Below are 24,126 nucleotides of genomic sequence, written 5' to 3' on the forward strand. Positions count from 1 at the left end.
TCTAGAATGAAAGTCTATCTACTATAGATAGGCTTTTTATTATGTAAAAAGGCGGTGTGCCATGATACCGACTCGACATATCGTAATCCAGGATCAGCAGCTTAGAAAGTTGAATGAAGATGTTTGGAGTAAGCAATTCGTAAACGGTGTACTTATTAGTAAAGGGAAACGTATTCCTATTAAGGTCCGTTATCGGGGTGGGCACACGCGAGAGTATGCGAAGAAATCATATGAAATTGTATGCAGGGGAAAGACTTACCATCTGAATGCGGAGTATGACGATCCTTCGATGATACGGAATGCGCTCTCATTTCGATTTTTCCAACGAATTGGTGTGCCTAGTCCACAAACGAAGCATTTTGAATTGAAGCTAAATGGAGAGAGTCAGGGGGTTTATTTAGAAATAGAAGCTGTTGATAAAAACTTCTTCAGGAAAAGGAAGATTAGTGCGCAATCCCTCTTCTATGCTGTGGATGATGATGCCAATTTTGAACTGTTTCACCCGGAAACAAAAAGGAATAAGAGGACGATGTTTGAAGGGTACGAGCAAATATTAGGCTTAAGCAGCGAAAAAAAAGAGCTGAGCGCATTCATTTCCAAGATCAATAAACTGTCTGGGAAGCCATTAGCTCAATATTTGCAATCCCATTTGGATATTGATAATTATTTGCGATGGTTAGCAGGAGCTGTTTTCACCGGAAACTTTGATGGGTTTGATCAAAATTATGCGATCTATCGTCATAAGCCTACCAAATTATATCGCATCATACCCTGGGATTACGAAGGTACTTGGGGGAGAAATTGCTACGGGAAAGTATGCGGCAGTGATTTGGTACGAATTAAGGGATACAATCGCTTGACCGAAAAACTGATGAGTTTCAAGAGTATTAGGCTGCGTTATAAACGAATTCTTACTTCCATTCTTCGCACATCGTTTACAAGGAAACAAATATCCCCGATGATTGGATTTTTACACGGTACGATAGCCCCTTATATGCTGAATGATCATAATCGTAAGTGGCCTTATTCGGAATTTAGAGGTGAGCCTGAATTAATTATGAACTACATTAAGGAAAGGCGGGAAATTATTAAGCAAGAAATGGAAAAGCTTTAGCCAACCAAATGCTCCATAGCATTTGGTTTTTTTGTTGTTCCATTCCCTCTTTTACTAGACAAAAGTGGAACATTTAAAAGAGGGGGTAACCGTTTATAGCAAGATGAGTACAGGTCCCGTATACATACAGTATTAGTATCTACTAATGATAGATGGTGGTAGATGGTAGAAGGGAGGGGATGACAATGGTCGTCATGTTTATCATTATGCTTGCAGGGTTACTACTTTACTTCTTACTTAAACCGCCTTTACAGCCCAATGAAGAAGTCGTTTATGAAAATGTATCTTCCGTAGATCTGAGTATACCGGAAATTGCCTATATCAAGAGAATAGACGTATGACTCATAGGACTCAGAATTACAGTAAGATGATTTTTTCTAAAAGCGGGGTGAAAATTTATGATTGGTTCCGCATCTGTAACCCTTACGATAGCTGCCTTTGTGATGACTGTTATCCTAATTCTTTGGCGTCCTAAGGATATGAACGAAGCGATCCCTGCAACGGGAGGTGCTATCCTTGTTCTTCTAAGCGGAAGTGTTTCTTTGGCTGATTTACTTCAAATTACAGATACCATCAGTGACGCCGCTATCACGATTATGGCAACTATCGTCATGGCGATTGTATTAGAGAGCTTTGGTTTCTTCCAATGGGCGGCAGAAGGATTAATGGCTAGAGCCAAAGGATCAGGGATCCGTCTATTCTGGTACGTTAATCTACTTTGTTTTTTAATGACTTTATTCTTCAACAATGATGGCAGTATTATGATAACAACGCCTATATTACTCATTGTTCTAGAGAAACTAGGGTTAAAAAATCACCAGAAAATACCCTACTTACTTTCCGGTGCTCTAATCGCTACGGCTTCTAGCGCTCCTATAGGAGTTAGTAATATTGTTAATCTTATTGCGCTCAAAATTGTAGGAATGGATTTATATATGCACACATTAATGATGTTTATCCCATCAACGTTGGGGTTAATTGTATTTTTATTGTTATTATTCCTCTGTTTCTACCGTATTCTCCCAACGAAATTACCAATAAACGCGATTGGACCAAGAAAACATCCCTTAAACAACGTTAAACTTCCAAGCACACTGCCAGCCATTAAAGATCGAACTAAATTCATGAGAAATATATTACTGTTCGTATTCATGGTTCGGGTAAGTCTATTTATTGCCTCCTATTACGGTATACCTGTAAGTATCGTAGCCGTGCTAGGTTCAACTGTTCTACTTGCATGGCGCTGGCTATATCTCAAAATATCTCCAGTCGATATGGTAAAGAAGACACCATGGCATATCTTCGCGTTTGCCTTTGGGATGTACGTTATCATATATGGATTAAATAATATTGGGCTAACTCATATGCTTGTTAGTGCCTTTAAACCATTAGTTTCAGGAGACTTATTAAATGGGAGCTTACTAATGGGAGCACTAGTCACACTTCTTTCTATGTTAGTAAACAATCACCCTGCCTTAATGATAGGAACACTAACTTTAACAGGTATGGAGTTAGACCCACTAACTTTAAAAGTAACCTACTTAGCCAGTGTAATTGGTAGCGATCTTGGGGCTCTACTTCTGCCTATCGGGACACTAGCTTCGCTAATTTGGCTCCATATCCTTAGACAGCATAAAGTGAAAATAAGCTGGAAGGATTATTGCAAGGTCACGTTTATAACAATTCCCCCTGCATTAATATTCACATTGGTTTGTCTTGCCTTTTGGGTTAAGTGGATTTATTAACATAAATACGAGATAAGGAGGTAATCAACCATGATGTTTTTCAACACGTATATTGGAAAGATGGTACAGATTGAGTTGATTGGGGATGGGGATAAAATTGGTTTCCTAATCGATGTAGGACCAGATATCATCGTCATTTACATGGAAAAGAAGTACTTATATCTTCCTATCGCTCATATTAGAAATATCACACTAAACCTAGACAAGTCGATCACGGACTCTCCGCCTGACCTAACTTTGCAAACTGGAGAAATCACCTACCACCAAATCTTAAGCAGTGCGGTCGATCGATTCGTAGAAATTTATATTTCTAATAATCAGACAATCCACGGTTATGTGAGACATATTTCTCAAGACTACTTGGTGTTTCATTCACCCCTTTATCAGAATATGTACATTCCTTTGTTTCATTTAAAATGGATTAGTCCATATCAAAACAATCAGACTCCTTATTCACAAGTGCGAAGTCAATTGACTTCTAGTTCATCTGATCCATCTTTTGCTTTGCTCCCGAATACTTTTGAACAATTGCTGAAAGATTTGGTAGGGAAAATCGTCTGTTTTGACTCAGGTTTACATGCGAACAAGATTGGCTTGCTGCAGAAGCTGGACTTTCCATTTGCGGAACTAATCACGGCCGATGAGAAAAAGCTGCATTACAACATTCAACATATCAAGAATTGCATTCTCTTTAATAAATGAAAGCAATTTTCTTATCCTAGTAGAAAGGTAGTAACCTGAAATGGGTAACTGTCTTTCTATTTTTGATTAGGAGGTACTTTATGGTAAGATGGAAGTTGTTTTTTCATAAAAATGGAGTAAAGTAGGTTCAAGTCGATGACACATAGGGATCAGAAGATTTATCGTTTCAGTGAAGCACCCATCTGGGAGCTACAGCGAACTTATTATGAAGAACAGGGAATTGGTGCATGGCAGAGTGAAGATGTTCCACAATACATAACTAGTAACCCAAGTATTGCGGTTGCCTATGCCGAGATCGTATTTGGGCTTCTTCAAGATAGAGCGAGGCTTGGTTTCACGTCAGAACCGGTGACGATACTGGAGCTTGGGGCGGGCTCGGGCAGGTTAGCCTATCATATCGTAAAGGAACTATGTGAGCTGAGGGATTACTCAGGTATAATACTTCCTCCATTTCGATATGTAATGAGTGATCTAGCATTCAAAAATATCGCCTTTTGGCAGCAGCACCGCAGCTTACTTCCTTTTGTGGAACAGGGGGTTCTGGACTTTGCACAATTTGATGCTGTGCAGGGTACCGAATTTCATTTGACGCAATCTGGTGATCGAATAAGGATGGGTGACTTGCAGCAGCCTCTGCTGGTTATTGCGAATTACTTTTTTGACAGTATTCCGCAAGAACTGCTCTATGTAGACGAAAACAAAATTTATGAATGCATGGTTTCATTGCTCTTCCCGGAAGGTGATGTCAAACGTAGTGCTGCGGATATGCTGAAGAACGTCATTCCCGAGTATCATTATCGAAGAGCGGAAGAATATGAACAGGAATCGTACCCTTATCGTGAGGTTGTAGGGTTGTATGCGCAGAAGCTGGAGGATTCCCATATCCTCTTTCCAGCCGTTGGTCTGCAATGTTTGGAACGACTTAGCCTGCTCTCGCAAGAGGGATTTCTCCTGCTTACTGCGGATAAAGGTGACCACCGAATTGAGAACTGGGAATATAACGAACCTCCCAAGTTGATTCATCATGGCAGCTTTTCCCTGACAGCCAATTATCATGCCATTGGGTATGTTTTTGAGCAAAAGGGTGCCATGAGCTTATTCACATCTCACCCCTATAACCATTTGAACATAGGGTGTATGCTTATGGTTCCAAATCCGCACAGTTATGGTCATACTCGCTTAGCTTATCGACGGTTTGTTGAGCGTTTTGGTCCAGATGATTTCTTCAGTATCAAAGAATGGTTTGATTCACATTTGGATCTCATGGAAATTAACCAACTCTTAGCTTTTTGGCGCTTGGGTGGGTATGATGCTCAATTGTTCCTACAAAGCGCGAAGCGAATCTCGAATCTTATTCCCGCGTGTGAGGAAGAAGAATTATCGGACATTCGTCAAGGTATACTTCTGATGTGGGATGGATATTATCCAATGGAATTAAACCGTGACTTAGCTTTGGACTGTGCTATGTTATTGTATCAAATGGATATGTTCAAGGATGCTTTGCTATTCTACGAACGGACCAACAATGAGTACAGGAATGACGCTTCGGTACTTTATGAAATGGCCATTTGCTATTACGAGGTCGGTGAAGATGCGGCAGCTAAGGAATTTGCTCGTAATACCCTAGAATTAGCACCCGAACATGAAGGTGCTTTAGCGCTTATGACACTTTTTCCATAATTCGCAAAGAATATACAATAAAAGTGGTGAGATTCTTGGAGGAGCAACGTCAAAGAGCAAAAGAATTATTCGATTTGTATCGCGGGCATTTTTTTCAAATGCATCGTGATGGTGTTTTCGAAGAATATAAGACATATGAAATAGATAGTCAAATTGAAATTGACTGGTACAACGAATGGATCGATAACTACACGAAACAGCTATCAATTAGAGACTGGGATGCGATCACAAGCTTAGAGGCACTAGCCAAATATTATCAGGATTCTCGAATTCTTGACAATGTGATTGCCTTTGCTTCGCGCCATATTATGGGAGCCGATAGTATCGTTAAACTTATGTATGCCGAAAAACTGATGGATATCATCAAATCCTCAAAGAAGGCAGTTTCTAGAGAAATAAGATATGCAGCCTATCAACTTACTTATAAGATTCTAGAAGATATGATTTCAAAACCATTGATTATTGATCCAGGACATGAACTGCATCGATATAACTTAAAAGACAAGAAATCGCTCAATAGCAGGGCTAAAAAAAGCATGGACGAAATTAGAAATGTGCGTGAATAACTAAGACGCTTGTAAGAGAAAGGAATGTCAATATGTCTTCCTCCAAAGATTGAACCAACCCACAATGCAGATCACGCACATGGCGGTGATGGCCATTAAATCGAACCATTCCTCTTGCAGCAAGTGCAGGATGTCTGGTTCTTTTTTTAACTGTAAGACAGCTAATTGGGCTAATAAGCCGGCGATGGCAACTTCAATCCAGGGCATCTTTGTAATGAATTCTTCCATTTTAGAGGAAAATAAAAAGATGAGACATAAAGCTGGCAGTACACCTATTGCGATGAATAATAAGTTATCTGATAGCCTTGCTGTCAGCAAGATACTATCAATACTCATGATTAAATCTAAAGCTGCAACACTGCTAAAGATGAACAGATAGGTAAAATGTCTTCTCATCATTTTCTTAGGCATGACCATCCGAATGGCGAAGAAGAACATAATGAGAGCCGTTGCAAGATTGATGTAAGGTACATCTGACATGGATTGTACACACGCAATATATAGAATACGAAACAAGCAGAGGAGCATAAAGAGATAAAATTTGATTTTACCTCTGAGATTATACTTGTGAAGAGAAAGCTGGATCATAATCGCGTTATCGATATTCGTAAATAAATTGTACATGAAAATAATGAACCAATCCTGCATATATGGTTGTCCTCTCATGTAAAACTCATGCCTGTCCGTCGTAGCTAAGATCATTATATGTGACTACTACCACAATAAACCAAATATTTCATAAGGAGATGAAATGACAAAGAACCCACCTTTAAGAAAAGGAAGGGTTCTTATTTAAGTAATCGTGTTCCAATAGATTAGATTCTACGGCCTGTGATGTAATGGCTTGTCCAATACGAACTATTGAAGTTGTCAACGACAACACCTTTGTTCGGTAAATTGTTAATGAATTGACCATTACCTATGTAGATGCCCACGTGGTTAATTTGATCTGGTGTATTTACACTGAAAAATACCAAATCACCCGGTTGGAGCTGATTACGTGGAATATATGTGCCCACTTTGGCTTGAGCTTTAGATCCCCAAGGAATTTGAATGCCATTCAGTTGAAATACATATTGCGTGAAGGAAGAACAATCTAAACGCAAACGCTGTAGATCTCTCGATCCAAATACGTAGGTAACCCGGCCTTTGAAAGAGGAAGCCGTGTTGATAATTTTACTTCCCAAACTGCCTCCAGGAGCGGGCTGGCTAGGAGCAGGTTTATTTTCATGTACGGTTACATAATTGCGAGAGACATAACCCTTTTTCCCACCGTAGTTGACTAGAACCCAGTAGTCGTTGGCAGCTTCAACAGACAATAATGTGCCTTGTTTAATAAATCCCCAAACGGGAGCACTCGTACTCTGATCGGCTCGGAAGTTAACACCCTTATTCACGGTTGCTGTTGATACAGGAGCAGCAAGAGCACTAGTAGAAAAGCCACTAAACATGGAGAGCGCTAAGCCTAAAGATACTATCGTCTTTTTTCCAAGGTAGTTCTTATTCTTTTTTTGCATGAATTAACTTCCTCCTTTTGGTATAAAAGCTGAGGTGAATCTGGCACCTACAATTACTTTATCATAGTTGAAAACCCCTAAAATTTACCGAATAGAGCCGAAAGCCATAACATTCCTAGTCTAATCGCCATTATTAGAATTTCGTTAGAATTTGATGAGTAATAATTCCTTGACAGGTAAATTTATCACTTCTTAGCATTGAAAGCACTTTCAGACCAATTGATGAATTTGGGAGGCCATCTGATGAATAACCTTACATTACAAGGACAAGATACCATTGGAGGTGAACCGATGGTAAATCAGCCAACATTAGCAGCGCATGAATCCCTGGAATTGCATGAAGCCCTTAATTTCAAAACACTTTGCGTATTGAAATCCAAGATGATGCAAGGCTTAGTTTTCGACCAAGAATTAAAAGCATTGATGCAGAAAGACGTGGAGCAGTCCATGCAAGCCATTGCTGATCTGCAGTCCGTTTATGCGAAAGCGCCATTCCAAGCCCCTGTTCCCAATCGCCCGACACCCATTATAAATTGAAGGTGATAATAGATGAATGAAGACTATGATTATTTAGACCCGAGTAATGCTCTCAATATGCCAGAGATGGCCGACATGACTTTTGCTATGGATTTTCTCATCCGTGTCAAAGAAGGAGTTAGAAATACAGCGATTGCCTTAACGGAAACGGCATCTGAGAGCGCAAGAACGATCCTCCGCAGCCAGCTTCATCAAGGCATTGCGCTGCATCAAGAAGTATCCGATCTTATGATGAGGAAGAAATGGTTCCATCCTTATGAGCTCTACGAACAATATAAATTAGATCAGCTAGGGGCAATTAATGCTGTTCAAATGGCTCAAATGAAGCTGTTCCCAGACGACACCTCGCGTAAAGGCATGTTTGATCGGACACCAGATCAATAATATTATTGGAGGAAATAAAGCATGAAAGCTGTTACGTACCAAGGCCTCAAAAATGTCGTTGTGAAAGAGGTACCTGATCCGAAGATTGAGAAAGCGGACGATATGATTGTCCGAATGACGACAACGGCGATCTGCGGTTCCGATTTGCATTTGATTCACGGAATGATTCCTAATTTACAGGAAGATTATGTGATCGGACACGAGCCTATGGGTATCGTGGAAGAGGTTGGTTCTGGCGTAACAAAGTTAAAGAAAGGCGATCGTGTCATTATTCCTTTCAATATTAGCTGCGGCGAATGCTTTTACTGTAAAAACCAGCTAGAGAGCCAGTGCGATAATTCCAATGAGAACGCGGATATGGGTGCTTACTTTGGATATTCCGGAACAACAGGCGGGTATCCGGGTGGACAGGCCGAATATTTGCGGGTGCCCTTTGCGAATTTCACTCATTTCAAAATACCTGAAAGCTGCGAGCATCCGGATGAGACGCTTTGTTTAATTTCTGACGCTATGACAACAGCCTTTTGGAGTGTTGATAATTCTGGTGTGAAGGAAGGGGATACGGTTATTGTCCTCGGTTGCGGACCTGTAGGACTGCTGGTGCAAAAATTCAGTTGGTTTAAGGGAGCAAAGCGAGTTATCGCCGTAGATTATCTCGATTACCGCTTGGAGCATGCGAAACGAACGAATAAGGTGGAAATCGTCAACTTCGAGCACGGGGAAAATATCGGAAATTACTTGAAGGAAATAACGAAAGGTGGGGCAGATGTCGTCATCGATTGTACGGGAATGAGTGGGAAAATGACCCCGCTGGAATCCATTGCCTCTGGATTAAAGCTTCATGGCGGTGCGATGGGCGGTATTGTCATTGCTTCTCAGGCTGTGCGTAAAGGTGGAACGATCCAGATTACGGGCGCTTATGGCGGACGATATAATGCTTTTCCGCTCGGTGACATTTTCCAAAGAAACGTCAATATCCGTGCAGGTCAAGCCCCCGTCATTCACTACATGCCGTATATGTATGAGTTGATTGATACTGGCAAAGTGGATCCGGGCGATGTCATCACTCATATCCTACCACTCAGCGAAGCAAGACATGGGTATGAAGTATTTGATACTAGACAGGAGAATTGCATTAAAGTTGTTCTTAAACCTTAACAGTAAAATTATACTTTGCGGAGGTGGATGTTAGAAGATGGCTTATGCTCTACACGAGACCTTGGAGGTTCATGAAATAGCAGCATTCAAAACAGTTTGCTTGACCAAAGCGAAAACAATGAAGCTCTTAGTCTCAGATCCGGCATTGAAAGAGATTTTACTACAAGACGTTGAGGTATCGACGCGGCAGCTGCAGGAGCTAGAGGCAATTCTAATCAAAGCGACCGTATAGGAGGCGAAAGCATGAACATCATACTTGAGCATTTGACAGGTATGCATACGATGACCGATCAAGTGATTGCCATGGATTTTCTGATCTCAGCGAAAAGCGGGGTAAGAAACTACGCGATGGCCGTAACGGAAGCGGGTACTCCAGAGATCAAGGCGATCCTCACCAAGCAATTAGATGAAGCGATTGATACGCACGAGAGAATAACAAAGTACATGATGGAACAAGGTTGGTATCATCCGTGGAACATCAAAGAGCAGATTCAATTCGACTTGAAGAACATACAGATTGCTTTGAATGCACCGACGCTGTAGGGAAAAATACGGTTTGAGTCCTGGAAAAATCAAATCTAATTCGATTAAACCGGTAGCCCGAAGCTGCTGGTTATTTGTTTTGGTGTAGAACTTGTGGATGCATGTGATAACGGATAAAGGAAACCAACTCGTGTTCACGAATATAACTAAAACTACATATAGAAATGAGAATTCTCAAATGAATATCAAAGATTTACATGAAATAACCGAAAAGCTCAATCAAAGTCAAATTCAATATTCCCTTGGCGGGAGTGGTTTACTATTTTATTTGGGGCTCATCGATAAAGTTAACGATTGGGATATTGTTGTGGAATGCCCAAAGGAAAAACTGATTGAGGTTTTAGACGATTTACCATGGACGGAACTTAAAAGTGGGGACTATCCCTATGCAAGTGAGTTTCGTATTCATATTCCCACTGTACATATTGATTTTATTGGCTCCTTCGCATTGCAAAACACCAAAGGAACAGTAAAGTTTCCCATTGAAAACGCCGCAATATGGCATGGTGTCCATGTCAGTTACCCAGAAATATGGTGTGTTGCCTATCAAATGATGGGTAGGGAGTATAAAGCAGATCTCTTATTAAACTATCTTAAAGGCAATCGTATAAATATACGGTTGATGTTGAATTTTATCGGTAATGATTGTTTAGATGACCAATTTAAACAAGAATTAATTTCGGTCATGGAGCGGAAATAACGTTTTTTTATAAAATCATCTGCAACAAAATTTGTCTGCTCTACGTTATGTATGTAACTCAGAAACGGGTTATACAAAAACATACCCAAAGGAGAACAGAGCTGATGAAAAAAATAGCCGCTTTAACGTTAACAACCTTATTGTGCAGTAGTTTGACATTCGGTTCAGCGTTTGCTTTTTCTGATTTAGAGGAAGGACAAGCAGAATCCATTCTGGCCTTAAAAGATCGTGGCGTCGTAAGTGGGATCGATCAGGAGCACTTTGTTCCTAAAGGAAAAATTAGCTATGCACAGAGCGTGAAAATGATTGTAAAAGGCTTGGATCTGAACTTAGACTTAATGCGTTTCAAAAAACAGCCGGAAGCAACGGACATGTATGCGAACATCTCCAATGATGCCTGGTATGCGGACGCTTTTATCATTGCGCATTATCACGGATTGCAGATTCCTAAAGATGTGAACCCGAATGCGACGATTACTCGTGAACAATTCGGGGACTTATTAGTTCGTGCCTTAGAAAAGAAAGGCAATTTCCCGCTGATCAAAATGTTCATCATGATCAAGGATGAGGATCAAATAACGGTTGATTATCAAGGCACTTTACAGAGACTGCTTCTTTATAAAATTACTACCCTTGATAAGGATGGTAAGTTTAATCCTAAAAGTGAGCTTACGCGTGGCGAAGCAGCAAGCTGGCTCTATAACGCTATTCGCGTAATGGAAGCTAATACTCAAAAACCGGCTCCTACTGAAGAAATAGCGGTAAAGGTTGAGAAAGTAAATGATGATGTTAACAAGGTAACGCTATCCAGAGGTGATAAACCTAACCCTGGCTACGGTATTGAAGTTAATGCGATCCAGTTTAACGAAGATGGTCAGGCTGTCATTACGTACACACTGCTCGACCCCAAACCTGACATGATGTATGCTCAGGTGATTACCGAAGCGAAAACTGTCACTTATATTTCGTCAAAGTATAAGGTAACAGCTGAACCTGCTCCTTCGAAGTAAATGTGTAGTTTGTAAAAAAGTGCTGCATACCTTTAAAAAAGGTGTTAGCACTTTTTTGTGATATACGGTGTCAAACGTATTGACAACGTATAAAGAGATGAACTATTCTGTAAGTAAGCGTTTGCCCCAAATATCAGGATAACGTTTGGGTAACGATTGGATATAGGTTTAGATAGAAGGAGCTGTACGAATTGCCTACTCTCAAAGATATTGCAGATTTAGTCGGAGTTTCCATTTCAACAGCCTCACGTGTGGTGAGAAATGATACCAGCAGGCACATCAACCCGGAGACAAAGGCTAAGGTTTGGGAAGCTGTGCGTCAATTGAATTACACACCTAATGAATCGGCACGTCACCTTGTAAACAAACAAAAGGTAGAGAAAAAGCAGACCAAACAAATAGGCTGTATCATTCAAACGGCTCGTCTGAACGACGATCACCCTTATTACTCTCCGATCATTACTGCGTTTACCAAGAAAATATTGGAATCCGGTTATTCTTTGGGTTTCATGCATACCTCTGATGAGCTTAAAGACGAAGCGCTTCTGCATCATTGCATACATGACATACAAGTCGATGGTATTATTATCGTTGGCGAAGTAGGCCCCGAGATCGTTGACTATTTGCTAAAAGTGGATGAACTAGCACTGATAGGTATTTGTACGAACGGTACGGAAATTACCATGGTTGATTACGATCGCATTCATGCCGCGAAGTCAGCTGTCGATCATCTCATTTCACAAGGGCACCAATCGATTGGTTTTGTCGGCGGGCCAGGTCATACAAGTGAATTAAACAGCGAAGAGAGATTTCAAGGCTTTAAATTTGCCATGTACGATGCAGGTATTCCTATAAACAAAGAATGGGTGATAGACACCCGGTGGGAAATCGACCGCAGTTACGAGAGTATTATGGAGCGCTTGAAGCGAACAGATCTGGAACGACCTTCGGCGATATTCTCGGCGAGTGACCAATTAGCGATACCTGCTATGCGAGCTGTCATTGAGAACCAATTGCGCATTCCAGAGGATATTGCCTTCATCTCGATGGATAATATTGATTTTGCCCAATATACCACACCGCCGTTATCGTCGGTTCATGTACCAAAGGTTGAAATAGGCACAACAGCAGCTTCAACCTTGTTGGATATGCTGAATGGCGAGCAACCGCAGCTTTCCAAAGTGCTGCTTCCACATCGACTTATTGTGAGACAATCATCTGTATTTACTAGAAAATAAATTTTTTTTGGATAGTTGGATAACGTTATCCAGAGTTTGGTGCCAATAACATTAGGCGAATTGAAGGGGGTGAAATAGGTTTTCGGCGTATGTACGACTTGCATTTTCGATTATAAAAAATGAAAAAGGGTGATAGCGAAATGGTCAACAATAGAAAAAAGGTTGTTCTCATCACAACGCTCATGTCGGCAATGGTTGTTGTAAGCGCTTGCGGTAATTCCGGTTCAACTAACTCTACCTCCACAGCAGCTCCTAAAACTGATGGTAAGAATCCAGCTTCTGCATCTGGTGAAAAAGTGACAATTACTTATGGCGGCTGGAGTATGGATACGATGACCGATGTCATCAAAGCGTTCCAAGCGAGCCACCCGAATATTGAAGTAAAAGCGGAGAATACGCCGTACAAACAATATTTCACCAAATTAGAAACGGCCGCTCAAGGCGGGACAATGCCTGACGTGCTTTGGATGAATGGTCCTAATTTTGTCAAGTATGCAGGTAACGGCATGTTAAAGGATTTGACAGAGACGATCAAGAGCGACCAGTTAGATCTCTCCAAATATCCAAACTCGCTTGTTTCGCTCTATAGTCTGGACGGCAAAAATTATGGAATTCCTAAAGACTTTGACACGATTGGCTTATGGTACAACAAAAAGCTGTTCGATGATAAAGGAATTTCCTACCCGGACAGCACGTGGGATTGGAGCAAGCTGACGGAAGCGGCTAAGAAATTAACGGATCCTGCCAAAGGCATCTACGGCTTCGCTGCTCCAATGATGAATCAGGAGGATTACTACAATACGATTCTTCAGGCTGGCGGCTATGTTATTTCTGATGACCATAAGAAATCAGGCTTTGATCAACCGGAAGCAATTGAAGGTTTGAAATTTTTGACGGATCTCATTCAAGTTCATAAAGTATCTCCGACACTAGCTCAGATGACGGAAACAGCACCAGCTGATATGTTCACCTCCGGCAAGCTTGCTATGTATTTTGACGGTTCTTGGGCTGCGTTTACCATTAATCAAAACGCCGATATGAAAAACAAGGCAGACGTAGCCGTGCTGCCAAAAGGGAAAAAGCAAGGTGTTGTGATTCATGGTCTGGGTCATGTGATATCCGCGAACTCCAAACATCCGAAAGAAGCTTGGGAATTCGTTAAATATCTTGGCTCCAAGGAGGCGGCTGAAATAGCTGCGAAGCAAGGTGGAGCGATTCCGGCTTACAAGGGCAGCGAGACTTCTTGGTTAGCGACATTCCCGCAATATAAAGCAAAAGCTTTCATTGACATGGCAGAGTATGCAACACCGTACCCTGTGTCAAAAAATACTTCGGTTTGGAATACTTATGAAACAGAAATTTTGAAAAATGCATGGACGGGAGATAAATCGGTAGCTGATGCGGCCAAAGAGCTCGGAGCTAAGATGAACCAAGCATTAGCAGCAGAAAAATAAGGTTGCGGGGATCCTTTTCGGAAAGTAACGTTTCCAAAGGGATCTCCTTCCCCAATTCCACTCATAGGAGAGTGAGTAAACATGCGATTCAACTCGAAGAGGCTATCCGATTGGAAGTGGGCATATATCATGATTATGCCACTCATGCTTGGCTTACTGGTGTTTTATATGTGGCCTGTGTTCCAAACCTTTTATTTTTCCTTTACGGAATGGGGGGCTTTTGGCAAATACACCTGGACTGGCTTGGCGAATTACAAAATGCTGTTTACGGATAAAGAGCTGCTTCAAGCAATCCGGAATACAAGCATTTATATCATCCTAGCTGTGCCGATCGGGATCATCCTGTCCATCCTGCTGGCTGTACTGTTAAATCAACAGGTCAAAGGGTTGTCCATCTACCGTACACTGTATTTTCTTCCGGTCGTAACCATGCCGGCCGCGATCGCAATGGTCTGGAAATGGTTATACAACTCTGATTTCGGTTTGATCAATTACGTTCTTGGTTTATTGTCAATTCCGGGTCCTCACTGGTTGACGGATAATCGCACAGCGTTGTTATCGATTATTATTGTTGCTATCTGGTGTTCCATTGGCAGCCACATGATTATATTTTTGTCCGGACTTCAAGGTATCTCATCTTCCTACTATGAAGCCGCATCCATTGACGGTGCGGGGCCAGTAACCAAATTTATGCGTATTACGATACCTCTCTTGACGCCAACCATTTTTTTCGTACTGGTTACTTCCCTGATTGGCGCTTTTCAGGTTTTCGACTTCATATATATGATGGTAGGCGATATTGTCATGGAATCTACGCAGTCGATTGTGTTCTTATATTATAAATACGGCTTCTTGAAAAATAACAAGGGCTACGCGTCATCAATCGCAGTCTTGCTGTTTACCATTATTATGATAATTACGTATATCCAAATGAAAATTCAGAAGAAATGGGTTCACTACGAATGAGGAGGGCGGCTGCATGAACACCAGAATCCATCAACGAAAATCAGTTCAGACCGGGTTCATTCATCTTATTCTAATCCTAGGTGCTGTTATCATGGTAACTCCCTTCATCTGGATGTTTCTTACTTCGGTGAAAACGTTAGGAGAGTCAACGGCGATACCTCCGGTTCTACTTCCTAAAACGTTTCAATGGAGCAATTACTCGAAGGTGTTTTTGAACTTGCCATTTTTCACTTTTTACTGGAATACATTTATTACAACGGTGATAAAAGTAATCGGCCAATTAATCATTTGCTCGCTAGCTGCCTATGCTTTTGCCCGAATTAGCTTTCCGGGGCGTCATTTCTTTTTCATTCTGATGCTGTCCGTACTTATGGTGCCGGGTCAAGTATTCCTCATTCCACAGTATATGATTATGAAAGAACTAGGGTGGCTCAACTCGCTTACCGCACTCATCGTTCCAGGTTTATTCAGTGCTTTCGGTACATTTCTACTGCGTCAATTTTTCATGACACTGCCGCACGAGCTTGAAGAAGCCGCTAAGCTTGATGGCTGCAATCAATTTCGTATTTATTGGCAGATCATGCTGCCTTTGGCAAAATCGGGGATGATTGCTCTCGCTATTTTCACCATGTTGTGGTCGTGGAACGATCTGATGTGGCCGCTCATCGTTAACAGCTCACCGGACAAAATGGTGCTATCAGCCGGTATTGCATTCCTCCAAGGCGAGCATAAAACGAATTACACGATTATTATGGCAGGCTCTATGATGGCCATTTTGCCTATGATTATTATCTTCTTTATTTTCCAACGCTCATTTATTCAAGGGATTGCTTTTACAGGCAGCAAGTCCTAACAGACATTATAAGGAGAGAGACCAACTATGCAAAAAGTTACAGCCATACTGCTCGGAGCCGGTAGTCGCGGTGCCCATGCTTATGCGCCTTACGCGCTTAATTATCCTCACGAGCTTGATATTATCGCGGTAGCGGAGCCGGATGAAGATAGGAGGGCAGCTTTTATTGCTGCTCACGGAATTTCCCAGGATCATGCCCATGCTGATTGGGAAGAGCTTTTGGCTCAGCCGAAGCTAGCCGATATCGCCATCATTTGTACGCAGGATCAGATGCATTACGAGCCGACGCTGAAGGCGCTTGAGCTTGGTTACCACGTCCTTCTCGAGAAACCAATGTCTCCAAGTCCAGAGGAATGCGTCGAAATGGAGCTTATGGCTAAAAAGCATAATCGCTTGTTGACGATATGCCATGTACTTCGTTATACGGCGTTCTGGACGGCGATGAAACGTGTCATCGATGAAGGGAAAATTGGACAAATTGTCTCCATTCAACTCAATGAGAATGTCGGCAATATGCATATGGCGCACAGCTTTGTCCGCGGCAACTGGAATAACTCGGACACTTCGAGTCCGATGATCTTGGCCAAATCGTGCCACGATATGGATATTTTATCGTATATCATGGGTGAGCCTTGCGAGCGTGTTAGTTCATTCGGATCACTTATGCATTTTAATGCTGAGAACGCGCCAGAAGGCGCGCCTGCACGTTGTCTCGACGGCTGTCCGGCGGAAGCCAGCTGCCAATACTATGCGCCTAAATATTATTTGGGCTCCGGTCGGGGCTGGTCAGCTAAGTTCACAACGGATACTAGCTTAGAGGGCATACTGGAGGCGCTTCGCACAACGCCATACGGCAAATGCGTATACCGCAGCGATAACAATGTCGTTGATCATCAGGTAGTGAATATGGAATTTGCCAGCGGGGCAACTGCGATGTTCAGCATGTGCGGGTTTACGCGGGATAATACGCGCATTGTGCAAGTCATGGGAACGAAGGGTGAAATTAGAGGAAACATGGAAGAGCATACATTCACTGTACATGATTTTGTGACGAATGAGCAGAATGTGATTCATGTCCATGCATCCGAAGAAGGGCACAGCGGCGGCGATGTGGGTATCGTGCGCAGTTTTCTTCGCGAGGTTCGCGGATATGCAGGAGGAGAAAGTGAATCATCCGCAGCTGCTTCTGTCCGCAGCCATCTGATGGCTTTTGCTGCTGAGGAATCGCGTGTGAACGGCGGAAAGCCGATCGAAATCGAGCAATTTTACAAGAAACTAGTTAAGGTATAATGAGAAAAGAACGCAAGCGGCCTTGGTATTCGGCTGCTTGCGTTCTTTAATAGATATAGGTGGCCCGCAGCTCTTTAAGTTAAGAAGGCGGATAGTAAATTAAGGTTTTATAGACGGCTTTAGCGTCAGATGTATTCGTATACGTATGGGGGCGATCTGCTGAGAAATGAATGGCATCGCCAGCTTTCAGCGTATAGCTTTCCTGAGAGATGGTTAAATCCAGATTTCCTTCAACCATGAGAATGTATTCTTCTACGCCCTCATTATGAGGTTCAGAGGCATGGGTACAGCCTTGTTCCATTTCAACTGTATAAATTTCAAAGCTCTTTTGAGGGTGGAAAGGGAAGAGCGGGAACGCGCGATACTGTCCATCTTCTTCTTCAAATGGAGAAAGCCCAGCTGCACGGACAACCGTAATCTTCGGTTCGGTATCTTCGATTAGACTTGTAAACGAAATTTGTAAGCCGCTCACGATTTTCCAGAGTACGGAAATCGTCGGATTCGAATCTCCTCGTTCAATTTGCCCCAGCATCGCTTTGCTGACACCAGTCAGATCAGCGACTTGATCTAAGCTTAATCCTCTTGTTTTACGAATGTTTAAAAGTTTTCGACCCACCATTTTATGTATCGGTTCGTTCATTTCAGGTCCCCCAATATTTATTTTCCGTTTGGTGAAAATGCCTATTTACAATATAACATACATTTGTATAATATGGTATATAGATGATAAAACGCACGTTTGTGCATTATAGTAAACTTAAATTGGGGGGGGAACAATGATGGGCGCTACCATGATTGGACTGGTTAAAGAGCACAGGGGACCTGGTGCCATACTGAAAGAAGTACCTATTCCGACTTGCGGAGCCGACGAGGTTCTTGTCCGCATTAAAGCAACCTCGATTTGCGGAACAGACTTACATATTTACAATTGGGATGCCTGGGCAGACAAAACCGTTGTAACGCCGAACGTTTTTGGACATGAATTCGCAGGCTTTGTTGTCGAAGTCGGAGAACGGGTCACGGGTGTTGCAATCGGTGACTATGTTTCTGCGGAAGGCCACATGGTATGCGGTACCTGTAAAGCATGCCGGACGGGAAATGCGGATGTGTGCCCGAATACAAGAAGCTTCGGGATTACGGCACCTGGCTGCTTTGCCGAGTATGCCGTTGTGAAGGCAACTAACATTATTCATAATGCTCCTGATCTTCCGTTTGAAATCGCTTGCTTGCAGGATCCGCTTGGTAACGCCGTGCAAGCGGTTCTGTCCGGCGACATTGTAGGAAAGTCAGTTGCCATTATTGGTGTTGGCCCGATTGGTTTATTGGCTATTCAAGTAGCCAAGGCTTGCGGAGCAGGAGCTATTTATGCCGCGGATATTAACCCTAACCGCTTGGAGCTCGCTCGGCAAATGGGCGCGGATTTTACGATTAACGCTATGGAAACGCGAATATCCAAGGCTCTCCGACAAATGACGGATGGAGAAGGCGTTGAAGTTGTTCTTGAAATGTCCGGAAATCCGCAAGCGATCGTAGACGGCTTTGAAGCTGCGGCTAACGCGGGCAGAGTGTCCTTGCTCGGGATTCCAACCAAAGAGGTGAGCCTGGACCTAACGAATCAAATTATTTTTAAAGGGCTGCGCGTTGAAGGTATCACTGGGCGAAAGATGTACCAATCCTGGTATCAAATGAAGGGATTACTGAACCAGAAGCGAATTGATCTGGCATCGGTTATTACACATAGATTTACACTAGATCAGTATAAGGAAGCGTTCCGGTTAATGGATCAAGGTCAATGCGGCAAAATTGTATTTACACACTAGGGCAAAACTCCAAAGCGGATGCTTACGATGCAAGTTTTGCTCCGCAAAACTCTGAGGAGGTTCATATGAACTATTTGAACGATTTGAAAGCGGACATCGAAGGGTGGAAGCGAGAAGGAAGATACCGCTCCATTAAAGTATGGGAGAGCGGTTCTGACTCCTGGATGTACCTGGATGGTAAGAAAATTCTTCAAATGTCTTCCAATAACTATTTGGGCTTGACCCATCACCCAAAGCTCAAGGAAGCGGCGATCGCAGCTATCGAGAAGTATGGGGTTGGCAGCGGTTCTGTGCGGACGATTACGGGAACTCTCGATATTCATGATGAACTGGAAATCGAGCTAGCCAAGTTTAAAGGCACAGAGGCGGCCCTTGTGTTTCAATCCGGTTTTACAGCGAACCAAGGCGCATTGTCAGCCGTTCTTGGACCCGACGATGTGGTGATTAGCGATGAGCTGAATCATGCGAGTATCATTGATGGCATTCGCTTAACGAAGGCGAGCCGTAAAATTTTCGCTCACAAGGACATGAATCAGCTTGAAGCCATTTTGAAAGAAACGCAGAAGCATCGTAAACGTGTTGTTGTGACGGATGGTGTATTCAGTATGGATGGCGATATCGCGCCGCTGCCCGACATTGTTCAACTAGCAGAAGCCTACGACGCTATTGTGTATGTAGATGATGCTCACGCGAGCGGGGTCCTTGGCACCAACGGGAAAGGTTCGACGGATCATTTCGGTCTTCATGGAAGAGTGCATATCCAAATAGGAACCTTATCCAAAGCAATCGGAGCCGTTGGTGGCTATGTTGCCGGTGCACAGCTCTTGAAAGAACATTTGATTCATACGGCAAGACCGTTTCTATTCAGTACATCACAAACGCCTGCGGTTGCAGCAACATGCTTGGCCGCTATTCAAGTGCTTAAGGAAAGCTCAGATTTAGTAACAAAGCTCTGGGACAACGCTAATGGATTCCGAGCATCTCTGCAGCGGTTAGGTTTTAACACGGGCGCTAGTGAGACACCTATCATACCGATTATAATAGGCGATCCCGCACAAACCATGCGCTTTTCGGATCGTTTGCTGGAAGAAGGCGTGTTCGCTCAAGGTATCATCTATCCGACGGTCGCCATGGATAAAGGCCGAGTGCGGCTTATTGTAACGGCTCAGCATACAAAAGAAGACTTAACATTTGCCTTAGATAGATTGCAAAAGGTCGGTCAGGAGTTCGGACTGATCTAGAAAAAGTAAAAAGTGCTAGCCATCCAACAGGTGGGCAGCACTTTTTTTGTGCTTTTGGAACCATGCCATTTGGATATGTCCGACTCTTAACTCTCACATAGAATATAGCATCCTATTAGCATAGGAGGTGAGAGAAATGAAAGTGAACTATTATACGTTAACTTTGGGTTTATTAGGAGCAGCCAAACTGATATTGAACGCTTACGGATTAGATATTATTCAAGACGATGAGATGAATGCGATTGCTAATGGCGTAGCAGCTGTCTTATCTATCATCGGTGTTTACACCAACCATCAAAAACCTGTCTAACTACCGATGCTCAGGGCAATAACATGGATGGAAAATTGGCAGCTTATTCCAAATGGGATAAGTTTTTTTATTTTTCAAACAAGGTTTAATCATGGACTACGCCGCGGTAGGGGAATACTAACGGGGCAATCACATTCGACTCAACAGGAGAGGTTTATCATGATGATACGTATTGCTGTGATTGTTACAATCCTGTTTTTGGCCTCCGGCCGCTTGAATAGCTTCACAAAACCCAACGAGATAAAATCAAAAGCAGAACAGACTTTGCCACCAATCAAGCCATCCCAACCCATTTCACCTATAGAAAAAGAGTCGGGAGTAACCAAAGTTACGTTGGGAGCAATTGGTGATATTTTAATTCACGATCGTGTCTATCTCGACGCAGAACAAAGTAATGGAACCTACAATTTCAAAAAAATGTTTGCAGAAGTTCAGAGGGTGTTACAAGTTCCCGATATTCTTGTAGCTAATCAAGAGACGATGATTGGAGGCAAGGAACTGAGACTCTCCGCCTATCCTTCCTTTAACAGCCCGCATGAAGTTGGAGATGCATTGAAGGATGCAGGCGTGGATCTTGTTACTATGGCTAATAATCATTCCCTTGATAGAGGAGAGAAGGTTATTCATAGTGCTCTTACTTACTGGGACACACTGGGGATCCCTTACACAGGGGCTTTCAAATCACATACAGATCATGACAGGATTAGGACAATAACTAAGAATGGTATCACATTTTCGTTTTTGAGTTACACCTATGGGACCAACGGTATTCCAATTCCCCAAGGGAAGTCTTATTTGGTAAATATGATTAATGAGACCCAAATTCGTGATGATGTGGAAAAAGCCAAACCAATTTCCGATGTCGTTGTGGTTGCTATGCATTGGGGCCAGGAATATGAACGGTTCCCGAATAAAACTCAAATCGGACTCGCTCAAAAGCTGGCGGATCTTGGTGTTCATATTGTTATCGGTAATCACCCGCATGTTCTACAACCTCCGGCATGGGTAAAAGGGAAAAAAGGAAATGAAACCTTAGTTCTTTATTCACTAGGAAATTTTCTATCTGGTCAGAGTGAGTTATATACAAGAGTTGGAGGGATGGCATCCATTGATGTTGTCAAAAGTAAAACCTTAGATAAATCCACGATTAAATTGAGCAAGCCAAGTTTTCACCCTACTTACAACTATGATCTTAATTGGCGGAATTTCAAGATTATTTCAATGGATCGCTTAACCGATAAACAACTAAATAATGCTAGGTCTCACTTTGAACAGACGAAAAAACATATGAGCACATCTATACAAGATTTGCATATCCTTACATCCAATTAAGCCATTTATGAGATTTGGCGAATGATAATAATTCGTTACCTGTTAGTAAATAATTAAACAAGATGCTAAGGAAAGGAGCAATGAACATGGGTGACAACGGTCCAATCAAACCAAACGGGTCTCAACATGCTGAGAAATCAAATGATCCGGGAAAACAAGGAAGATCCGCAGCAAAGAAAAAATCAAAGTAATTGTATATCAATCACGGCTGCAGAGAGCAGGCGTGATTTTTTGCGTTATTACCAAATAAGTATAATAATAAATTTTTTATAGTTGCTTGTCATAAGTAAGTTAAATACAGTATTATACGAACATAAAGTTTATGACTTTAAAAAAGTTAGTACGGAAAAGGGGCATAAAAGTGAAAAATAATTATCATATTGGCGCATTAATCATAAGAGTACTGTTAGGAATTACCTTCTTTGCTCATGGGGTTGCTAAGTATCAAGGAGGTATTGGCAATATTGCAGGTTGGTTTGACAGCATCGGTATTCCAGGCTTTATGGCCTATGTCGTTGCAACGATCGAACTGATAGGGGGACTCGCCCTCATTCTAGGATTCGGTACACGAATTGTATCCGCACTAATGGTTATCATCCTTTTAGTAGCAACTTTTAAAGTGAAATTAGCCGTCGGATTCTTCGGAAATGGTCAAATGGCCGGATACGAGCTGGATCTTTCAATGATTGGGGCCGCTACTTATCTTCTCTTAAATGGCAGTTATGTAATCTCAATTGATTCCTTGTTCAAAAAGGGTCAAAAGCCAACACAGCTTGTGTAATGTTTCTTTGGTCTGAGAGGTTAGTTAATTACTGAATATAAGAAGTGACAGCTAGTCAGATATTGACTGCTGTCATTTTTTTATTTGCAATAGAAGCAGTTAGATCGAACATTGGACTGGTTAATGGTATACTGTGCTTGTTAAAACCTACCATTTCACAAGGAAGGATACAAACAATGTCCTCTGCTATGCTTGATAAAGTCCCGCATATTGTATCATGCTTCCCTAGCTTGTCCGATATTTCCATACAGGACTGGAGCGATGAGGGAATTATAATGTTAGATTTACAGCCTAACTTTGTATTTGAAGAGGGCCAGTTCTTGGATCATGCCGTTTTAATTCTGGAAGGAACCGTAAGAATGTATAAGATCAGCGGCAGCGGTAGAGAGATCACCCTGTATCGAGTCAATGGCGGGGAATGCTGTCCCCTCATGATGTCGAGCATTCTCGGCGAGACCGAATATGAAGCTTCAGCTTGCATTGAAAAGCCTTGCGCTGTAGTTGCTATACCAGTTGACGTTTTTAAAGACTGGATGGACCGTTATAAAAGCTTTCGACAGTTTATTTTTAAAATGTTTGCCAAACGAATTATCATTATGTCCAACTTACTGGATAGCATCAACTTCAAATCAATCCGCGGCCGAATCGCGGAATATCTGGTTGAGATGACCGAGGATGGACGCGATAGCCTTACCATTACGCATGATACCCTTTCCATAGAGCTGGGAACGGCCCGCGAAGTGATCAGCAGAACACTGAAATCGCTCGAGAAAGAAGGGCTGCTGCAATTATCCAGAGGCCAGATTTCTCATATACTGCGTCAAGACTTGAAAAAATATATAGAACAATAATTGCAGCTAGTATTACCTTCAAATGTTTATTTTATTGCTATGTGACAAAGTTACGGTTCTATCTAAACGCTTCTGTTATGATCGTAATCAGAAACACAATAAAACAAACCAATACAATATGGAGGTAATAGATGATGAAAAATGTTGGCGGAACAGATCGTGTAATTCGAATTATTTTGGGTGTAGCGCTATTGTCGTTGTTTTACTTCTTACCTGGTTACTGGAAATTAGCAGGATTGATCTCACTGCCGTTCCTTATTACAGGCATAGCCCAAAAATGTGCGATTAATCAAATGCTTGGCCGTAATACTTGCAAAATTCGTTAAGTTATGAA

28 protein-coding genes are annotated in these 24,126 nt (G+C 42.2%); 25 read left to right on the forward strand and 3 right to left on the reverse strand.

The window, feature by feature from the left end; genetic code table 11:
- Positions 1-61 precede the first annotated feature (61 nt).
- The 6 genes from QFZ80_RS12770 to QFZ80_RS12795 all read left to right on the forward strand — a co-directional run bounded on the left by QFZ80_RS12770 (position 62) and on the right by QFZ80_RS12795 (position 5,807).
- Positions 62-1,114: a CotH kinase family protein gene (locus QFZ80_RS12770; protein WP_307559192.1), complete on the forward strand. Its 1,053-nt coding sequence runs from the start codon at positions 62-64 to the stop codon at positions 1,112-1,114.
- A 185-nt stretch (positions 1,115-1,299) separates the two neighbouring features.
- On the forward strand, positions 1,300-1,455 hold the full coding sequence (locus tag QFZ80_RS12775) for a hypothetical protein (RefSeq protein ID WP_307546297.1): 156 nt from the start codon (positions 1,300-1,302) through the stop codon (positions 1,453-1,455).
- A gap of 57 nt (positions 1,456-1,512) precedes the next feature.
- Positions 1,513-2,859: an arsenic transporter gene (locus tag QFZ80_RS12780; protein ID WP_307546296.1), complete on the forward strand. Its 1,347-nt coding sequence runs from the start codon at positions 1,513-1,515 to the stop codon at positions 2,857-2,859.
- Between the two features lie 30 nt (positions 2,860-2,889).
- Complete coding sequence (locus QFZ80_RS12785) at positions 2,890-3,561, forward strand: DUF2642 domain-containing protein (RefSeq protein WP_307546295.1); 672 nt, start codon at positions 2,890-2,892, stop codon at positions 3,559-3,561.
- A gap of 135 nt (positions 3,562-3,696) precedes the next feature.
- Positions 3,697-5,241, forward strand: coding sequence for an SAM-dependent methyltransferase (locus tag QFZ80_RS12790; protein WP_307546294.1), 1,545 nt, complete (start codon positions 3,697-3,699; stop codon positions 5,239-5,241).
- A gap of 35 nt (positions 5,242-5,276) precedes the next feature.
- Positions 5,277-5,807 carry a hypothetical protein gene (locus tag QFZ80_RS12795; protein ID WP_307546293.1) on the forward strand — a complete coding sequence of 177 codons (531 nt, stop codon included), beginning with the start codon at positions 5,277-5,279 and terminating at the stop codon, positions 5,805-5,807.
- A gap of 27 nt (positions 5,808-5,834) precedes the next feature.
- Here QFZ80_RS12795 and QFZ80_RS12800 read toward each other — a convergent pair whose 3' ends face one another.
- Positions 5,835-6,473 carry a TerC family protein gene (locus QFZ80_RS12800; RefSeq protein ID WP_307546292.1) on the reverse strand — a complete coding sequence of 213 codons (639 nt, stop codon included), beginning with the start codon at positions 6,471-6,473 and terminating at the stop codon, positions 5,835-5,837.
- Positions 6,474-6,622: 149 nt separating this feature from the next.
- Positions 6,623-7,324 (reverse strand): C40 family peptidase, encoded by a 702-nt coding sequence (locus QFZ80_RS12805; RefSeq protein ID WP_307546291.1) that lies wholly within the window; start codon positions 7,322-7,324, stop codon positions 6,623-6,625.
- A gap of 291 nt (positions 7,325-7,615) precedes the next feature.
- Here QFZ80_RS12805 and QFZ80_RS12810 point away from each other — a divergent pair, with 291 nt between their 5' ends.
- From QFZ80_RS12810 to QFZ80_RS12865, 12 genes are all read left to right on the forward strand, one after another.
- On the forward strand, positions 7,616-7,861 hold the full coding sequence (locus tag QFZ80_RS12810; protein WP_307555529.1) for a spore gernimation protein GerQ: 246 nt from the start codon (positions 7,616-7,618) through the stop codon (positions 7,859-7,861).
- Between the two features lie 12 nt (positions 7,862-7,873).
- Complete coding sequence (locus QFZ80_RS12815) at positions 7,874-8,245, forward strand: spore coat protein (RefSeq protein WP_307559194.1); 372 nt, start codon at positions 7,874-7,876, stop codon at positions 8,243-8,245.
- Positions 8,246-8,266: 21 nt separating this feature from the next.
- Positions 8,267-9,403, forward strand: a complete 1,137-nt coding sequence (locus QFZ80_RS12820; protein WP_307546289.1) for a zinc-dependent alcohol dehydrogenase — start codon at positions 8,267-8,269, stop codon at positions 9,401-9,403.
- A 37-nt stretch (positions 9,404-9,440) separates the two neighbouring features.
- Entirely contained in the window at positions 9,441-9,635 is a 195-nt protein-coding gene (locus tag QFZ80_RS12825) for a hypothetical protein (protein WP_307546288.1), read from the forward strand.
- 11 nt (positions 9,636-9,646) lie between these two features.
- Positions 9,647-9,946, forward strand: a complete 300-nt coding sequence (locus tag QFZ80_RS12830) for a spore coat protein (protein WP_307559197.1) — start codon at positions 9,647-9,649, stop codon at positions 9,944-9,946.
- Between the two features lie 178 nt (positions 9,947-10,124).
- Positions 10,125-10,646: a hypothetical protein gene (locus tag QFZ80_RS12835; protein ID WP_307546286.1), complete on the forward strand. Its 522-nt coding sequence runs from the start codon at positions 10,125-10,127 to the stop codon at positions 10,644-10,646.
- Positions 10,647-10,750: 104 nt separating this feature from the next.
- The gene (locus QFZ80_RS12840; RefSeq protein WP_307559199.1) at positions 10,751-11,656 is read left to right on the forward strand and encodes an S-layer homology domain-containing protein; all 906 of its coding nucleotides are present in this window, start codon (positions 10,751-10,753) and stop codon (positions 11,654-11,656) included.
- Between the two features lie 191 nt (positions 11,657-11,847).
- Positions 11,848-12,894: a LacI family DNA-binding transcriptional regulator gene (locus QFZ80_RS12845; protein ID WP_307546284.1), complete on the forward strand. Its 1,047-nt coding sequence runs from the start codon at positions 11,848-11,850 to the stop codon at positions 12,892-12,894.
- Between the two features lie 140 nt (positions 12,895-13,034).
- The gene (locus QFZ80_RS12850; protein WP_307546283.1) at positions 13,035-14,348 is read left to right on the forward strand and encodes an ABC transporter substrate-binding protein; all 1,314 of its coding nucleotides are present in this window, start codon (positions 13,035-13,037) and stop codon (positions 14,346-14,348) included.
- Positions 14,349-14,429: 81 nt separating this feature from the next.
- Complete coding sequence (locus QFZ80_RS12855) at positions 14,430-15,314, forward strand: carbohydrate ABC transporter permease (RefSeq protein WP_307559201.1); 885 nt, start codon at positions 14,430-14,432, stop codon at positions 15,312-15,314.
- Between the two features lie 13 nt (positions 15,315-15,327).
- On the forward strand, positions 15,328-16,167 hold the full coding sequence (locus tag QFZ80_RS12860; protein WP_307546281.1) for a carbohydrate ABC transporter permease: 840 nt from the start codon (positions 15,328-15,330) through the stop codon (positions 16,165-16,167).
- Positions 16,168-16,194: 27 nt separating this feature from the next.
- Positions 16,195-17,457: a Gfo/Idh/MocA family protein gene (locus tag QFZ80_RS12865; protein WP_307559204.1), complete on the forward strand. Its 1,263-nt coding sequence runs from the start codon at positions 16,195-16,197 to the stop codon at positions 17,455-17,457.
- A gap of 79 nt (positions 17,458-17,536) precedes the next feature.
- Here QFZ80_RS12865 and QFZ80_RS12870 read toward each other — a convergent pair whose 3' ends face one another.
- The gene (locus QFZ80_RS12870; protein ID WP_307546279.1) at positions 17,537-18,097 is read right to left on the reverse strand and encodes a helix-turn-helix domain-containing protein; all 561 of its coding nucleotides are present in this window, start codon (positions 18,095-18,097) and stop codon (positions 17,537-17,539) included.
- Positions 18,098-18,236: 139 nt separating this feature from the next.
- Here QFZ80_RS12870 and tdh point away from each other — a divergent pair, with 139 nt between their 5' ends.
- The 7 genes from tdh to QFZ80_RS12905 all read left to right on the forward strand — a co-directional run bounded on the left by tdh (position 18,237) and on the right by QFZ80_RS12905 (position 24,118).
- Entirely contained in the window at positions 18,237-19,277 is a 1,041-nt protein-coding gene (gene tdh, locus QFZ80_RS12875; RefSeq protein WP_307564102.1) for an L-threonine 3-dehydrogenase, read from the forward strand.
- 65 nt (positions 19,278-19,342) lie between these two features.
- Positions 19,343-20,518 (forward strand): glycine C-acetyltransferase, encoded by a 1,176-nt coding sequence (locus QFZ80_RS12880; RefSeq protein WP_307546278.1) that lies wholly within the window; start codon positions 19,343-19,345, stop codon positions 20,516-20,518.
- A 136-nt stretch (positions 20,519-20,654) separates the two neighbouring features.
- Positions 20,655-20,828, forward strand: a complete 174-nt coding sequence (locus QFZ80_RS12885) for a hypothetical protein (protein WP_164484181.1) — start codon at positions 20,655-20,657, stop codon at positions 20,826-20,828.
- Positions 20,829-20,987: 159 nt separating this feature from the next.
- On the forward strand, positions 20,988-22,160 hold the full coding sequence (locus QFZ80_RS12890) for a CapA family protein (RefSeq protein ID WP_307546277.1): 1,173 nt from the start codon (positions 20,988-20,990) through the stop codon (positions 22,158-22,160).
- Between the two features lie 361 nt (positions 22,161-22,521).
- On the forward strand, positions 22,522-22,941 hold the full coding sequence (locus QFZ80_RS12895) for a DoxX family protein (protein ID WP_307546276.1): 420 nt from the start codon (positions 22,522-22,524) through the stop codon (positions 22,939-22,941).
- Positions 22,942-23,216: 275 nt separating this feature from the next.
- A complete protein-coding gene (locus QFZ80_RS12900) occupies positions 23,217-23,792 on the forward strand; it encodes a Crp/Fnr family transcriptional regulator (RefSeq protein ID WP_307546275.1) in 576 nt (191 codons plus the stop codon).
- 131 nt (positions 23,793-23,923) lie between these two features.
- A complete protein-coding gene (locus QFZ80_RS12905; RefSeq protein WP_307546274.1) occupies positions 23,924-24,118 on the forward strand; it encodes a YgaP family membrane protein in 195 nt (64 codons plus the stop codon).
- Positions 24,119-24,126 lie beyond the last annotated feature (8 nt).

This window comes from Paenibacillus sp. V4I7 (genome assembly GCF_030817275.1).
In the GTDB taxonomy this organism is placed as follows: domain Bacteria; phylum Bacillota; class Bacilli; order Paenibacillales; family NBRC-103111; genus Paenibacillus_E.